We start from the raw sequence: 15,796 nt of genomic DNA, 5'->3' as shown, positions 1-15,796 counted from the left end.
CGCGGGCGTAAAACCCGCCGGTTTTCGCCGCGCGAAGTGGGCAATTCCTGCCGACTCGAGCAGTCGTCGAGGCAGTACCCGCGACCCGTGTCGGCCCGGTCTCGAGTCCTCTGAGGATCGGGTCCGCTCGAGGGACGATTCCGCGGCGGCCCCGCAACAACCCCGCGACGACTCCGCGACGACCCCGCGACGACTCCGCGACGACTCCGCGACGACCGGCGGCGTTGTCGTCGGTGATCGGCGCCCGCACCAATCAATATCCGTTCATATCAAAATTCAATAGATAGTATATCAACAGACTGCGCCGATGGCAGTTCAATAGGTATTTAATCAATTACCTGGAAACGCACACCCATGGTACGTGATACCTGGGCAACGCGGGCGGGTTTCATCCTCGCCGCTGTCGGCAGTGCAGTGGGACTTGGAAACATCTGGCGATTCCCCTTCCTGGCCGGAGAATCGGGCGGGGCCGTGTTCGTCGTCGTTTACCTCGCTCTCGTCGCGCTCATCGGCCTCCCCGTGATGCTCGTCGAGTTCGTCATCGGGCGACGATCCGAACGGAACCCGGTCGGTGCGTTCAGACGCCTCGGCCACCCGTCCTGGAAGTTCGCGGGAGCCATCGGCGCGGTAGCGGGGTTCATCATCCTCTCGTACTACAGCGTCGTCGGCGGGTGGGTGCTCCAGTACATCGTAGCTAGCTTTTCGGGCGGGTACACCGGTGACACGCAGGCGTTCTTCTTCGAAACGGCCTCCGGTACGAACGCCATCGTCTACCACGCCATATTCATGGCGCTCGTCGCCGGCATCGTCTCTCTCGGGGTTCGAGACGGCCTCGAGCGGGCGGCCAAGCTAATGGTGCCGAGCGTCATCGTGCTCCTCGTGATCCTCGCGGTCTACGCCGCCACGCTGCCCGACACCGGCGCAGGATACGAGTTCTACCTCTCCCCGGACGTCGACGCATTCGCCACCAACGCCATCGACATCCTGCCCGCCGCGGCCGGGCAGGCGTTCTTCACGCTGTCACTCGGGATGGGCGTGATGATTACCTACGCCTCCTATCTCGGCGAAGATCGAAATCTGCTCAACGACTCGCTCATCATCGTCGCCATCGACACGTCCATCGCGATCCTGGCAGGATTGGTGACATTCCCCTTCCTGGCTTCACAGGGCGTCGACCTCGAGCAGGGGGGCGGCGGGGCTGGCGCCGTCTTCATCAGTCTCGCGGCCGCGTTCGAGACCATGCCAATGGGACATCTCGTGGGCGGCGTCTTCTTCATCATGCTGGCGGTCGCCGCGCTCACCAGCGCGTTCAGCATTCTCGAAATGGTGGTCTCGTTCGTGGTAGATACCTTCGACGTCGCACGCCTCCCGGCGACGCTGGGGCTGGCGGCGATCATCTTCGTCATCGGCCTGCCAACGGCGATGGACCTGAACTACCTCGACGCGTACGACCTGTTCGCGAACAACATCCTGCTGATCGCCGGCGGGCTCGTGCTCTCGCTGTTCATCGGCTGGGTGTACGCCCCCGACGCCCTCGAAGAACTCGGCCAGGGACGGGGCGGCAACGACGGGTTCGACACGTACTGGATCAACGTCGTCCGGTACGTCGTGCCAATCGTCCTCCTCATCACGGTGGCGCTCGCGATCCAGGAGTACGTCGAGTTCCTTCAGGGAACCTTCTTCTGACGATCGGAGCGACGTCGTTTTTTCCGGAGTCCGGTTCGTACGTGAGTCCTGGCTCGAGACGCCGCCGATCAGCCGTTCGGTTTTCTCCACTCAGTCGTCGCTGCCGCCGCACGTCTCGGTCCGTTCGACCATCATCGAGGCGGCGAGTCCGGTCCAGTTGCCCCAGTGGAACCCGGCCAGGGTCACCGCTGCCCAGCAGACGTAGGACAGCACGATGCCGACGTAGATGCCGGGGAGCCCGTACTCGAGGGTGACCCCGAGCAGGTACGACCCGCCGAGCATGAACACGACCGTGCCGCTGAGGCGGGCGTAGAACGGCGTCCGCGTGTCGCCGGCCCCGCGCAGAGAGCCAGCGATGGGGAAGAAGATCCCAAAGAACAGCATCGAGACGGCGAACACGCGCGTGAATTCGACGGCGTAACTCGCGGTCACCGGGTCGCGCGTGAACACCCACACGAGTGGGCGCGCAGCCGCGAACAGCAGAATGCCCGAAATTCCGAGGGTCACGATTCCGAGAGCCAGAATCGATCGGGCGGCGTGGCGCGCCGCTGTCGGCTTGCCCTCGCCGAGCGTCTGCCCGACGATGATGCTCGAGACGGTCGAAATCGAGCGATAGAGTGGACCCGTAAATTGTTGGTAGATGCGACGACCGATGTGGTAGGCCGCGTTTGCCTCGGTGCCAAACAGGAGGATCAGGGCATTGAACGGGAAATTCGCGAGCGAGGTGCTCATCCCCTCGGCGACGTTCGGCAGGCTGACGGCTAGGAGCTGGCGGGTGATGGTGAGGTCCCGCGGTCGAGCGAGCGAAACCGGCGTCCAGGGACTCGCGATGGCTGCGACGACTGCGCCGGCCTCGACGGTTCGACTGGCCGCCGTGGCGACGGCCACGCCGACGATTCCCATGTCGGGGGCGATCCAGACGCCGAGTCCGAGCGCGATCGTCAATACGACGTTGAGGCCGTTCGCCCCGCCGTTGACGACCATCGGCGTCCGCGTGTCGCCCGCGCCCTGTAACGCGTTCGCCCCGACGAGTCCGACGATGCGCATCGGCGCGGCAGCGAAGACAATCGCCAGGTAGAGCCCGCCGAGACGGACGACCGCCGACTCCGCCCCGAGCACGGCGATGAGCCAGTGACTGGCGACCAGTCCGACGACGGCGAGCGGAACGCCACAGAGGACACCGATGAGCAGCGCCTGGGTGATCGCCCGGTCGCGCGTTCGTTCCGCGCCGCGCCCCGTGTCCTGGCTCGAGAGCGCGATGGCGCCGGTTCCGAGGCCGAGTCCTATTCGGAGCGGCAGTTGCCCGTAGAGGTCCGCGAGGCCGACCGCGGCCACCGCCGCGGGCGAAAACAGGCCGGTGACGATGACGTCGACGGTTCGCATCAGGGTCGTCAGCGTCTGCTGAACGGCGACGGGCCAGCCCAGGCGCAGCGCTCGTCGCCAGACTTGCCGAACGCTCTCGTCGACCTGGAGCATTACCTTCACGAACGAGCCGTCGGCGCTTAACTGCCCGCGGTCGCGGCGAAACGGTCGGTCGGTCTGCCATCCGTTCTCTCCGGAGTGCACCACCCCCGAGCCAGCTGACCTGTGGTTTGTCCGGGGAAAAGGAGTTTGAGTCGGCTCGCCACCTGTGCGACCGATTCCGTCACGAGTGTGCCGAGCGCGCAGTCGAACCGATCCGGCTCAGTCGGAACTCGAGACTGGTACCGTCGCCTGCGACGTCAGTTCGGCCAGGTCCGCGAGGAACGCCTCGAGCATCTTGCGCGTGACGTGAGGCATACACACCACACGAAGTTCGCCCGACCCGGTCCGAGAAATTCGCCAGCCTGCCTCGCGAAGCGCGTCGAACGTCGGCGTCGAAACGTCTGCCGCGACGAGCGGGAGCGTCGGTTCGACGACGTCGTAGCCGAGCGCCTCGAGTTCGTCGGCCAGCCACTCGGCGTTCGCCTGCGAACGCTCGTACTGGGCGGCGTACCCGCCAGGCCACAGTTCCTCGAGGGTGGCGACCGTACTGGCGACGCCGGCCCCCGACCGCGTGCCGGTGAGCGTCGCCTGCGAGGTCGTCTCCAGGTAGGGCGTGTCGACGGCGAGTTCGTCGAGCAGAGTCTCGTCCTGGACGAGGAGGCCGCCTGCGGGGACGGCCGCCTGGCCCATTTTGTGCGGGTCGATGGTCATCGTGTCGGCGCTCGCGTGCGCGAAGTTCCACTTGTAGTCCGTGAAGGGAAGGACGAAACCGCCCCACGCGGCGTCGACGTGGAAGAGTGCGTCGACTGTCCGGGCGATCACGCCGAGTTCCGGGATGGGATCGACGCGCCCGTACTCCGTCGACCCGGCGACGCCGACAACCAGGGCAGTCTCTTCGTCGACGGCCTGGCGAACGGCCTCGAGGTCGGCCCGGTGGTCGTCGTCGGTCGGGACGACGCGGAGGTCGACCTCGAGCACGTTTGCGGCTTTCCGGAAACTGAAGTGGGCGGACTCGGACATCACGACGTTCGGACGGTCACCGTCGGCGCGCTCTCGAGCGATTCTAACGGCCTGGAGGTTCGCCTCGGTTCCGCCGCTGGCGATGTATCCCGACGCGTTGGCGAGTCCGGCGACGTCGCCGAGGCGGGAGACGGCCTCGCGCTCGAGTTCCGAAACCTGCGGATAGGTGCCGGGGTCGCCGGGATTGGTCGCGAGAAAGCGGACGGCAGCCTCGCGAGCGACCGGGTGTGGCTCAGTGCACATAGAGGAGAGCACCCGGTCGAACGACTGCGGCTCGGCTCGCATACGTCTACGGAGGAGGGTCGGCGGTTTAGTGATTGTTGTTCTTGTTCGTGTGCGCGAGGCGATGTCGAGGCGAGTGTGAGGTGGTACGAGGCGAGAGTGAGTTGGTCTGAGGCGAGTATGAGATGGTTCGTCGGCTGGTCACCGACGGAGGGAAGCGCCAAAATCGAAAATCCCGAACTGTTTCACCGGGTAATTCTCGAGTACGTACGAACGGTTCGGACGGGAAGCGGCGGTATCGAGACGCTATCGTCGACGCACGTGGTCGAAATCGGCGGTAACGAGCCATTATTCGCGTGCCTGTCCCATGGCCGGTTGCCTATGAAACTCTTCGAACCACGAATAATCGTTCAAAAATACGTGAATGAATGCAACAGTTCGAATTAAACTACGTAAATTTAATGAGTGTGATAAGAAAAAGTTTATGTGCGAAAGGCAGGGTTACGCAAGTGCATGGCGCAGAAGTCCCCCACTACCGACGTTGAATCTTCGACTACCCTTCGAAACTCGCTGGTAAGCCGACGTTCCTACGTTCGATCGGTCGCGACGGCCGCCGTCGCGGCGGGCGTCTTCGGTGGCGTTGCTGACGCCGCGGCGGCGGAGAGCGACTACGAAACGGTGACCCTCGACCCTGGCGAGGACCACCAGGTCAACGTCGGAGATGGCGAGACGCTCGAGAACGTCCTGTTCGACTGTACGGCCGAGGGGGCGCGCGTGACTATCGCGGCCCACGCGACCGACTGGACGATCCGCAACGTCGGTATCGAGGGTGAGTTCGACGTCGGAAGCCCCGACGCAGCCTTCGGGATTTCCGACCAGGGTGGCAATACCTCGACCATCGAAAACGTGTACGTCGCCGACGGCGCGATTCACGGCTCGGAAGCCACCGACGAGACCGCCTTCTGGGTGTCTCCTGAGCACAACGGCCACATCGATTTCAAGAACGTCAACGTCCAGAACTTCCCGGACAACGGCATCTACGCCTCCGCACCGGCCGGCAAGGGTGGCGGCACGATCCACATCGACGAGTGCTACGCCGCGAACAACTACGTGGCGAACTTCCGAATCGGGTCGGCGGGCAGCGCCGTCACAAACTCGAGCGTCCACGTCGAGCGCGACGGCTACGGCGGCCGCGGCATCTGGGTGTGGGCGCCGGGCGAGTGTGAGATCGACAACTGCCAGCTCGAACTCAACGGCCACAACTACGCCATCGATGCGGGAGCGAACGGCAGCGGGACGTCGGTGACGGTGACCGACACCGACTACAGTACGGACTTCCACGGCGGCGTCAACGAGACCGCCGGTTCGAGCGTCGACCTGGGGGGCGACGTGGGGAACGACCCCGAGCCGACGATCCCCGATGGCGTCCCCAAGACGGCCGAGGACGCGGCGAGCGGGAACTGAGTCGCCCTGTTTTGGCGACGTAGCGGCCCTCCACATCGTCGCCGCCACGGCCCTTCTTTTGCGTTTCAACGTCTTCGACGACAACCGCCACTCCAGCGCTTATCCGAGCGCTGCTCGAGCACCTACCTCGAGCATTGCTCCAGCACTTTACCTCGAGCACCGCTTCGACGACTCACTTCCCGCTCCAGTGTCCCCTTCGAGCGACGCGGAACTCGCCCGTACGCGCCAAAAGTATCTCCACGCGCAATAGATCACTGGAACGATCCGTCGTAACCCAGGATTACGCTCGAGGCATCGTTCGCTCGTTCACCGGTGGGCGACGGTCACGATAGCTAGGCAATCGGCTCTTTTGGCCGTCAGTACGGCTTTCGGACGGTAAGACGCAATTACTGCCGTCCGTTGCGTCGATGTTCGTATTAATTATTGTGATGGTTCTATCTTACTTTCGGAGAGGTATGTTCCGATCCCTGTTATTCTCTGTAAATTCAATCGATTCTATCTACGGAAGATTTAAACCAGTATCCTCGCATTACCCGAATGCATGGCACGCGACTCTTCGGTACGGAACGACGATTCGGCTGCGGGACACGACGGGAAGGTCTCGCGAGACGGTAATACCACGTTACTCGATCGACGAAGCTATCTCAAGCTCGCGTCCGCGAGCGCGGTGGCGGGTCCGGCACTCGCCGCCGCAACCGGTAACGCCGCAGCGGCCGACTACGACGTGATCACCGTCCCTGCGGGACAGCGGGAGGTAATTCGCGTCGAGTCGAACGAGACGCTCGAGAATACACTCGTCGACGTCACTGCCGACGGGGCAACGGTGACCATCGCCGCCCACGGCACGAACTGGACGATCCGAAACGTCGGGATCGAGGGTCGTGTCACGAGCGAGAACGCCGTCTTCGGCGTCTCCGATCGCCAGGGTGGCACCTCCAGAATCGAGAACGTCTACCTGGGCGACGGCGCCACGGACGGCCACCGCCACGGTGTCGGCCTGTGGGTCGCCCCCCAGCACAATGGCCACATCGAGATCGACCGCGTGAACATCTCCGAGATGGGCGACAACTCGTTTTACTGCTCCGCGCCAGGGTACAACGGCGCCGGCGGGACGGTCGACATCTCGAACTGTTACTCCCGAGACTCCTGGGTCTCACACTTCCGACTCGGCGAGGGATCGGTCACGAACTGCACGGCCGTGAACACGAGCGCGCACAAGGACGGTCGCGGCATCTGGGCCTGGGCACCTGGCGAAGTCACCGTCCAGGACTGCAACCTCGCGATGAACGGCCGTCACTACTCGGTCGTCGTCGGCGCCAACGGCGGTTCTTCCACCGTTCAGATGGTGAATACCCAGTACGACACCGGCTACAACAGCGGCTTCAGGCGTGCGAGCGGCGCGATCGACCTCGAGTCGGGCAACGGCACCTCGCCCGAGGACGTCGTTCCCGAGGGCTGTCCGACCAGCGCAGAGGAGGCGGCTTCGGGAAACGCAAGCGGCAGTGAGAGCCGTATCGAATCCGCAACCGACCGGCGCGACTCGGCGGAGTCGGCAGACCTCCCCAACGTCATCGTCTTCGACGGGCGCGACGCGTCCACGGCGACGACTGACTACGCGTTCACCGTGACCGGCGACCTGGAATCGTCCACGGACGAAGGGGCGACGATCGACGAGGAATCGACGGTCGACGGGTCGAGCGCCGAGGGCGTCGTCGCGAACTACCTCGACGCCTACCGCTTCGACGGCGAACTCGAAACTCTCCGACTCGACGGCGACGCTGCCGTTCGCGTCAACGGCGTCGAGATCGATCCCAGCGAGTTCGACGACCGTCTCGAGAACGTACTCCTCGTCGAGGGCACGGACGCGGACGTCACCCGCTACGAGTTCGTCGTCGACGGCGAGATCGTCCCTTCGAATTACGAAGGGGCGACGATCGACGATACCGACACAATTGAAGACGGCCACGTCCACGGAACTGTCGCCAACTGGAAGGACGCGTTCCGCTTCGACGGCGACCTCGAGCAACTGACCGTCGACGGTCCCGGTACCGTTTCCCTCAACGGTGAGGACGTCGATCCAGGCGAGTACGGCGAGGACCTGCCGAACGTCCTCGAGATCGAGGGTACCGGCGAACCGGCGAGTTACGAGGTCACGGTCGAGGGAACGATCGCGTACGAGGGCGACGACGACGAGGTAACGGTCCGCTCGGGGACGGCCGTCCAGAGTTCGATCCTGGACGGCAGCCAGCGCTACCAGTTCTCCGGCGCAGTCACCGACGTGACCTTCACCGACGGAGTGGCGGCGGTTCGGCTCAACGACGATGCGGTCGATCCCGACGAGACGGGCGACGACGAACTCCTCCCGCACGTGTTCGTCGTCGACGGGACGAACGCCGACGGGCCGTCGACGTACTCCCTCCAGGTGGACGGTCGCATCCGCAAGGCCGACTATCGAAACGCCTCCATCGACGAGGGCGACCTGCTCGAGGATAGTACTGTTCGCGGCGCTGTCAGTAACTGGCTCGACGCCTACTGGTTCGACGGCGACCTCGAGGACTTCACGCTGCTCGGCGACGCCGAGGTCGACGTCGTGTACAACGCTCGGGATCAGTAATCCGGTTCGGCGATTCGGCGAGCATCCCCGACGCGACGCGGTTCGAACGAGGCGGGGGCCCCTCTGGTTCTGCGGAGACAGATCAATAGTATAATACGTCGTAGATGACAAACCACAGGCATGTCGACACCCGAAACGCCCGTCGACCAGGACTCCGGTCCGGTCGTCGCCGCGACCGACGTACGTCGGACGTACCATCTGGGCGAACCCGTCCACGCCCTCGACGGCGTCTCCCTCACGCTCCCCCGGGGGTCGTTCACGGCCGTCATGGGCCCGAGCGGGTCGGGGAAGAGTACGCTGATGAACCTCCTCGGTTGCCTGGACACGCCGGACGAGGGGACCGTCGAAATCGACGGGACGTCCGTCGCGGACCTCGCCGGAACCGAGCGCGCACGACTTCGAGGCACCGAGATCGGGTTCGTCTTCCAGACGTTCAACCTCATGCCCCGGCTGACCGCCGCCGAGAACGTCACCCTCCCGATGGTGTTTCACGACGCTATCGACGAGACCCGGCGGGACCGTGCGCGCTCGCTGCTCGAGCGGGTCGGCCTCGGTGATCGGCTCGATCACGCGCCGAACGAGTTATCGGGGGGCCAGCGCCAGCGGGTCGCCATCGCCCGCGCGCTCGCGAACGAACCCTCGCTCGTCCTCGCGGACGAACCGACCGGGAACCTCGACACCGAGACGGGGACCGAGATCATGGCCCTCTTTCGCGACCTCCACGAGGCCGGCCGGACAATACTCATGGTGACCCACGAACGATCGGTCGCCGAGCACGCCGACAGGATCGTCCACCTCGTCGACGGCCGAATCGACGAGGTCGAGGACCTCGATGGCCAGCGGTCCGGCACCGATGACGAGGAGGGAGATCGATGAACCTCCGTGAGAGCTTCCGCATCAGTTGGCGGTCGATAGCCGGGCACAAACTTCGCTCGACGCTGACCACTCTCGGCGTCATCATCGGCATCGCCTCGGTCATCACGTTCATGATCCTCGGGGGTGCGTTCACCGACGACATCCTCGGGGACGTCGGCGAGGAGAATGCGCCGGTCATGCAGGTCCAGACCCAGACCTCGCCGGAGGCAGGCACCGGCATCATGATCGTCGACTCACCGATCTACACCGAAACCGACATCGAGACCATCGAGTCCATGGACGACATCGCCTACGTCGCGCCGCTCGGGGACCTTTCGGCCGTCCAGCTAACCCGCGGGGACGACCGCGTCACCGGCGGTTTCACGGCCATCGCGACCAGCGGGGAGCGATTCGAGGACGACGACCTGTACACGCTCACCGAGGGCAAAACCTTCACAGGGGGCGACGAGGCCGTCGTCAACACCGGTGCCGCGCAACTGTTCGAGGAGAACGTGACGACCGGTGACGAACTGACGGTCGCACTCGAGGACGGCTCGCGGACCACCGTCACCGTCGTTGGCGTCGTCGACGAGGATCTCACGGGACAACCCGTTCAGCCGGCAGTCTACCTGCCCCTCGAGTCCCACTACAACGTCACAGTCGAGACGCCCCGCGGAACGACAGAGCGGGCCTATCCGACTCTCGAGGTTCGGGCGAGCGGGCTCGAGACCGTCGACCCGGTCCAGGACGACGTCGTCGAGTACTTCGAGAGCGACTCGGACGCACGAGAACTCAAGAACGACGGCGACCGGATCGAGGTGCAGACGATCCAGGACGCGATCGATCAGGTGACCGGCATCATCGACCAGCTCACGGTCTTCATCGGCGGCATCGCCGCCATCTCGCTGGTCGTCGGCTCGATCGGCATCGCCAACATCATGATCGTCAGCGTAACCGAACGAACCCGTGAGATTGGGATCATGAAGGCGGTCGGTGCCCGAAAGCGCGACATCGTTCAACTGTTCCTCGTCGAGTCGGTGATTCTCGGCGCCGTCGGCGCGGTCTTTGGCGTCGCCCTCGGCGTCGGGGTCGGCTACCTGGCCGTCTCGGCGCTCGGGTGGCCGATGGTGTACCCGCTCGAGTGGATCGCCATCGCGGTCGCGGTCGGCGTCGGCGTCGGCGTGCTGTCCGGGCTCTACCCCGCCTGGCGGGCGGCCAGGGTCGATCCGATCGAGGCGCTCCGCCGCGAATAACAAAGTCCCTCGAGCCCGTACCTGTATCCATGTTCGCGGACAGAGCCGACGCCGGAAACCAGCTCGCCACCGCACTCGAGCGACGGGGTATCGAGGCCGACGTCGTCCTCGGCATTCCGCGTGGAGCCCTTCCCATCGCTCGGCCGGTAGCCGACGCGCTCGAGGCCGACCTCGACGTCGTCGTCGCGCGAAAGATGGGCGCGCCGTCGAACCCCGAACTCGCCATCGGAGCCGTCGCGAGCGACGGCGCAGTCTGGCTCAACGACTCGCTCGTCGAGTACCTCTCGGTCTCCCGCGATTACCTCGAGGACGTGCGCGAGCGGGAAGCCGAAAACGCGGCGAAGAAGGCGGCACGCTATCGCGACGAGGGCGAGGCGGGAACGCTCCCTGACCTCGAGGGATCGCGCGTCGTCGTGGTCGACGACGGGGTAGCGACGGGGGCGACGGCCATCGCCTGCCTGCGCCAGGTACGCGAGGCGGGTGCAGCCCACGTCACCCTCGCCGTTCCCGTCGGCTCGCCGGATTCGATTTCCAGGCTCGAAGACGAAGCCGACGCGGTCGTCGCACTCCAGACACCGGCAAGCTTTCGCGCGGTCGGTCAGTTCTACCGCCGGTTCGATCAGGTGAGCGACGAGGAGGCGGTGGCGTATCTGGATCGGTAGCGACCCGGTCGTCACTCGAGTTGCGGGACGAAAACCGAGACCAAATACGGGAACAAGACGTTACGGGAGCGAGGAGAGCTAATTGCTCGTTCCCGAATACCACGTAAATATCCATAGGTCTTGCGGAAACAGTGAACGGTACCGTCAGCCCTTCTTCCGTACGGAAACGAGGAAGTACCACAGATGGAACTCCCGCAGCACGGACGCGACCTGCTCGAGTCGACTGCGACGGACTACCAGGTGCTCGACGAGATTCACGCCGTCGCACCCCACGTCGTCTACGAAGTCAGCGTCGACGGCCGGCGAGCGGTGGTGAAAGTCGATCGCGGCCCCCGCGCGAACGCTGCGGTCGAGGGTCGCGTGCTCCGGTACGTGAGCCGGGAAACCGACGTCCCCGTTCCGAAGGTTATCGCCGTCGGAGCCGGTGGATTCGTCGCCGCCTACCGGGACGACGCTCCCGAGGATCCCCCAGCGACGCGTCGACTCGAGCGGGAGTGGCTCCGTGTCGCCGGTCGATCCCTCGCGCGACTCCACGAGGAGGCGACGTTCGACCGCCCCGGGCTTCTGACGACCGACGGCGACCCGGCCGACCCGAACGTCGGTCTCGAGGTTGATTCCCCGGCAGACGCCACCTGGAGCGACGCGCTCGACGACCTCCTCGGGGTGTACGAAGACGCACTCTCGAACACCGAGTACGTGGGCGTGGTCGCCGACGCTCGAGCGTTCCTCGCGCGTCACGCGTCGCGGTTCGACGATGCTGACCGCCGACAGTCGTCATTGCTCCACGGCTGGTTCACCCCCGAACACGTCTCCGTTCGCGGCGCCGATCCGTCGTGCGTCATCGACTTCGAACACGCGCTGGTCGGCGACGGGGAGTGGGACTACTGGCGGGCGGCGATTCCGCTATTTCACGGCCCCCAGTGGAAGGGGGCCGAGGACGCGGAAGCCGTCTTCCGGGACGGATACGAGTCGGTGCGCCCCCTCTCGAACGGGTTCGAGGCACGAGCGCCAGCCTACTGTGCGTTCGTGGCGGCGTCCCACCTCGACTCCCTGTCCACCCAGCGCGGCATCGACGAGGGCACCCGCGAGATGGCGACGTTTCTCGAGACGGAGATCACGGAGACGCTCAGCGAACTCGAGCGTCGCTTCGCGTGATTCGGAGGGGGCCCCGCATCCGACCACACGAGCTGAAATCGACTTTCACGCGGTGAAATATTTCACGAGATAGCTACAGGTCTTCGCGGCGCGTAGCACGAAGCGAGGCACCATGAGTGAATCAGATCGAAATACAGGAACGAATGAAGAGATAGCCAGCCGAGGGGTTACAGACACGAGTACGAGAGTGGCAGGAGCGTGGCTTGCGATCGGGTCCCTTCTCTTCGTCGTGAGCCTCGTCCTCCATCCGCCGCCCTCCCCTGACATGGGTGAGTTTATGGCGACCATCGCCGACGGGCCCGCTCTGTGGGTGGCAGCCCACTGGGCGGCTGCAATGGCCCTCACCCTCTTCGTAGTGGCAGGGCTGATCACGCTGACGGCCCGATCGCGCCTCACCCAGAACTGGTGGACGACGACTGCGTGGGCCGTACTGGTCGTAGGCTCACTATGGGTCACGACGACCGCCGTGGCAGAGGCCACCGTGATCACCCAGGCCGCGGTGGCCGGCGACACAGCGACGTTCGAGGCGTGGCAGCTCTTCGCCGAAGGAAAAGCCATCGGATTCGGCTTCCTGGCAGCGGCTATCGCCGTGATCGCCGGCAACGAAGCCCGGAGTGCCCAATCAGTGACGTCCGTTTGGGCATCGTGGATTGGTGCCGTTGCGGGGGTCGCGGCCTTCGTGGGGTTCGTCGTTCTGGGACTGCTGCTCGGAATCGCCCTGGGCGGTCTCGTCTGGGTGGTGTCCACGATCGTCATGAGCCTGTGGACCCTCTGGTTCGGTGTCGCCCTGGTGCGATCTGGCGATTCCCGGGTCCAACTCGCGGACGTTGAGACCGGCAGGCAGGAGGTGGTTCGATGATATCGACTGGATCAGGACGGGGAACACTGCCATCGAGCACGCGTTCAGTTCCTCCGTCCGCTCAGGCGGCTAGAGAAACATTTAGCCAGCCGATAGCGGGTGGTTGTATCGACGACGCGTTCCTCGTCTAGAGATATCGACGAACGTCGCGCCGGTAGGCGCGATACGCGTCTTCGAATTCACGTTCCAGCGAACGTTCCTCGCGTCGGACGACCAGGTGAACGGTAGACAGCACGACTGGGAGTACGACGAGCAGCCACGCGGTGTTCAGAAGCAATGCGATCCCCAGATACAACGCCGTCCACCCGACGTACATCGGGTTGCGACTGAACGCGTACGGTCCGGTCGTCACGAGCACCGCGGGCCTCTCACCGCCCAGTTCCGACCCGCCAACCGTTCGTACCGCCCACCCGATGATCAGCAGGCCAATCCCGGTCAATCCCCAGCCTGCGGACCGCGCGAGTCGCTGGTTCCCGAGCAACCGCAACGGCTTCAGTACGTGGACGACCGTCCCTACGAGTAGCCCGGCAACGTGCGATTCCGGGACAGGGACGTTCGACCATCGCCATCTCCCCCTTTGCCCCCTACTCATGCCTTTAAACAGGGCGCCAGACTACAAGTAGAGAGTCTCGATAAACGCAGACACTCGATACTACGAGGAGATTTTCTACCGGGGCCTGCGTTGTGTCTCGCCAGGAAGCAGTTACGCAGCCGAGGGGATAGTGCGCGGTCGCTAGTTACGCGTCAGGGACGAACTCCAGGACGTGCCAGACGACCACATTTTTCACCTCGACCTCAGCCCGTTCAGGTCGTCGCCGATGACGGTGCCAATCTCGCCGACGATCGGTTCCCGATCAATCGACTGGACGTTCTGGTCGCACTGGACGTTCTGGTCGCACTGGACGATTCGGACGGTCATTCCCTGCCAGCGTTCGGTGGCTGACGAACTTTCGTCGGATTACGTGAGAGTCCATCGGTGACGTCAAAATTCGTGGTGCCTGCAGTCGCGCCGACCGGGAGAGGGTGCTGGCTCCCGGGTTTGTAGCGCTGTCGACGCCGGCCAACGAAACGCCCCGAGACGGTGTCGCTAAGTACCTCCTCGAGCAACACACCCGCATGACCCTCTTTGGAACCGCAGGTATTCGCGGCCCCGTCGCCGACACGGTGACGCCGTCGCTCGCGCTCGCCGTCGGCCAGGCCGCTGGCTCGCCAGGTGACTCCTTCGTCGTCGGTCGGGACGGCCGAGAGACCGGTCCCGCGCTGGCCGCAGCGCTCGAGGCCGGCCTCGAGAGCGCCGGATCGAACGTCGAACGCGTCGGCCAGGTGCCGACGCCCGCGCTCGCGTTCGCCTCGCAGGGGCGTCGCGGCGTCATGGTCACCGCGAGTCACAACCCGCCCGCCGACAACGGGATCAAACTGTTCGTCGACGGCGTCGAGTACGACCGCGAGGCCGAGAAGGCGATCGAATCGGTCGTCGAAACGCCCGACCTCGCCCCGTGGGACGAGTGGGGAAAACCGCGACGCGGCGACGTCCTCGAGCAGTACCGGCAGGCTGTGGTGAACTATGTCCAGGAGCGGTTTCCCGACGAGGACGACCGCCCACTCGCGGGACTGTCGGTCGCCGTCGACTGCGGCAACGGCGTCGGCGCGCTGGCGACTCCGCAGGTACTCGACGTCCTCGGCGCAGACGTGGTAGCGATCAACGCGACGGTCGACGGTCACTTCCCCGCCCGGGAGAGCAAGCCTACCGCGGCGACGCTGACGGACTTTTCGGCGTTCCTGGCCGAGGGCTCGTTCCACCTGGGGCTCGCCCACGACGGAGATGCCGACCGGCTCGTCGTCCTGAACGGCGACGGCGAAGTCGTCCACGAGGACACGGTCCTGGCGGTCGTCGCCGCCCACTACGCCGAAACGAGTGGTGCGGACGACCCAGTCGTCGTCACGACGCCCAACGCCTCCGCCAGAATCGACGAGTGCGTTCGAGAAGCCGGCGGCCGCGTCGAGCGAGTTCGGCTGGGATCGCTCCACGAGGGAATCGCCCGGGTCGAGGCAGCAGCGGCCGGAGATGACACCGCAGCGGACACCGAGGTCGTCTTCGCCGCCGAACCCTGGAAACACATCCACACCGCCTCTGGTGGCTGGATCGACGGCGTCACCAGCGCGGCCGTCGTCGGCGCGCTCACCCTCGAGGCCGGATCGCTCGAGGCCCTGCGCGACCCCGTCACCGAACGACCCTACCGCAAGGTCTCGGTCGACTGCCCGGAGTCTGCGAAAAGCCCCGCGATGGCGACACTCGAGTCGACGCTGCCGGCGGCGTTCGACGAGGTGACGGTCGACACCGACTACGGGGTCCGCCTCGAGTTCCCCGATGCCTCGTGGCTGCTGGTTCGCCCGAGCGGGACCGAGCCCTACGTTCGCCTGTACGCCGAGAGCGACGACGTCGACGCGCTCGTCTCGGACGCACGTGACGTAATCGAGTCGGCGGTGGCCGACCAGAGATGACCCTATCGTGGGGTGGCCGCCAGAGCGGTCCGGAAGAACG

The 15,796-nt window shown here is 65.1% G+C and carries 13 protein-coding genes; 9 read left to right on the top strand and 4 right to left on the bottom strand.

Annotated elements, in window-relative coordinates:
* The first annotated feature begins 354 nt into the window (after positions 1 to 354).
* A complete protein-coding gene (locus NGM15_RS16850; protein ID WP_253433543.1) occupies positions 355 to 1,686 on the top strand; it encodes a sodium-dependent transporter in 1,332 nt (443 codons plus the stop codon).
* 90 nt (positions 1,687 to 1,776) lie between these two features.
* Here NGM15_RS16850 and NGM15_RS16845 read toward each other — a convergent pair whose 3' ends face one another.
* Together NGM15_RS16845 and mfnA are read right to left on the bottom strand one after the other, a co-directional pair.
* On the bottom strand, positions 1,777 to 3,162 hold the full coding sequence (locus tag NGM15_RS16845) for an MATE family efflux transporter (RefSeq protein WP_253433540.1): 1,386 nt from the start codon (positions 3,160 to 3,162) through the stop codon (positions 1,777 to 1,779).
* A 207-nt stretch (positions 3,163 to 3,369) separates the two neighbouring features.
* Positions 3,370 to 4,455, bottom strand: coding sequence for a tyrosine decarboxylase MfnA (gene mfnA / locus NGM15_RS16840; protein ID WP_253433537.1), 1,086 nt, complete (start codon positions 4,453 to 4,455; stop codon positions 3,370 to 3,372).
* A 450-nt stretch (positions 4,456 to 4,905) separates the two neighbouring features.
* Between mfnA and NGM15_RS16835 the strand changes: the two genes are divergently transcribed.
* The 7 genes from NGM15_RS16835 (at position 4,906) to NGM15_RS16805 (ending at position 13,254) form a co-directional block, all read left to right on the top strand.
* Complete coding sequence (locus NGM15_RS16835; RefSeq protein ID WP_253433534.1) at positions 4,906 to 5,856, top strand: hypothetical protein; 951 nt, start codon at positions 4,906 to 4,908, stop codon at positions 5,854 to 5,856.
* A 541-nt stretch (positions 5,857 to 6,397) separates the two neighbouring features.
* Positions 6,398 to 8,470, top strand: a complete 2,073-nt coding sequence (locus NGM15_RS16830; RefSeq protein ID WP_253433532.1) for a right-handed parallel beta-helix repeat-containing protein — start codon at positions 6,398 to 6,400, stop codon at positions 8,468 to 8,470.
* A 120-nt stretch (positions 8,471 to 8,590) separates the two neighbouring features.
* On the top strand, positions 8,591 to 9,346 hold the full coding sequence (locus NGM15_RS16825) for an ABC transporter ATP-binding protein (protein ID WP_253433529.1): 756 nt from the start codon (positions 8,591 to 8,593) through the stop codon (positions 9,344 to 9,346).
* Positions 9,343 to 10,578 carry an ABC transporter permease gene (locus NGM15_RS16820; RefSeq protein WP_253433526.1) on the top strand — a complete coding sequence of 412 codons (1,236 nt, stop codon included), beginning with the start codon at positions 9,343 to 9,345 and terminating at the stop codon, positions 10,576 to 10,578. Before NGM15_RS16825 ends, NGM15_RS16820 begins: the two co-directional genes overlap by 4 nt.
* 29 nt (positions 10,579 to 10,607) lie before the next feature.
* Complete coding sequence (locus NGM15_RS16815; protein WP_253433523.1) at positions 10,608 to 11,240, top strand: phosphoribosyltransferase; 633 nt, start codon at positions 10,608 to 10,610, stop codon at positions 11,238 to 11,240.
* 183 nt (positions 11,241 to 11,423) lie between these two features.
* Complete coding sequence (locus NGM15_RS16810; RefSeq protein ID WP_253433521.1) at positions 11,424 to 12,395, top strand: phosphotransferase family protein; 972 nt, start codon at positions 11,424 to 11,426, stop codon at positions 12,393 to 12,395.
* Between the two features lie 112 nt (positions 12,396 to 12,507).
* On the top strand, positions 12,508 to 13,254 hold the full coding sequence (locus tag NGM15_RS16805) for a hypothetical protein (RefSeq protein ID WP_253433518.1): 747 nt from the start codon (positions 12,508 to 12,510) through the stop codon (positions 13,252 to 13,254).
* 127 nt (positions 13,255 to 13,381) lie between these two features.
* Here the strand turns inward: NGM15_RS16805 and NGM15_RS16800 are convergent, their stop codons facing one another.
* Positions 13,382 to 13,846 (bottom strand): methyltransferase family protein, encoded by a 465-nt coding sequence (locus NGM15_RS16800; protein WP_253433515.1) that lies wholly within the window; start codon positions 13,844 to 13,846, stop codon positions 13,382 to 13,384.
* Positions 13,847 to 14,038: 192 nt separating this feature from the next.
* Positions 14,039 to 14,173: a hypothetical protein gene (locus tag NGM15_RS16795; RefSeq protein WP_311136453.1), complete on the bottom strand. Its 135-nt coding sequence runs from the start codon at positions 14,171 to 14,173 to the stop codon at positions 14,039 to 14,041.
* Positions 14,174 to 14,370: 197 nt separating this feature from the next.
* Between NGM15_RS16795 and NGM15_RS16790 the strand changes: the two genes are divergently transcribed.
* Positions 14,371 to 15,756: a phosphohexomutase domain-containing protein gene (locus tag NGM15_RS16790; protein WP_253433512.1), complete on the top strand. Its 1,386-nt coding sequence runs from the start codon at positions 14,371 to 14,373 to the stop codon at positions 15,754 to 15,756.
* Positions 15,757 to 15,796 lie beyond the last annotated feature (40 nt).

Source organism: Natronosalvus halobius (assembly GCF_024138145.1).
GTDB lineage: Archaea > Halobacteriota > Halobacteria > Halobacteriales > Natrialbaceae > Natronosalvus > Natronosalvus halobius.
This window is presented reverse-complemented; position numbering and strand designations above follow the sequence as displayed.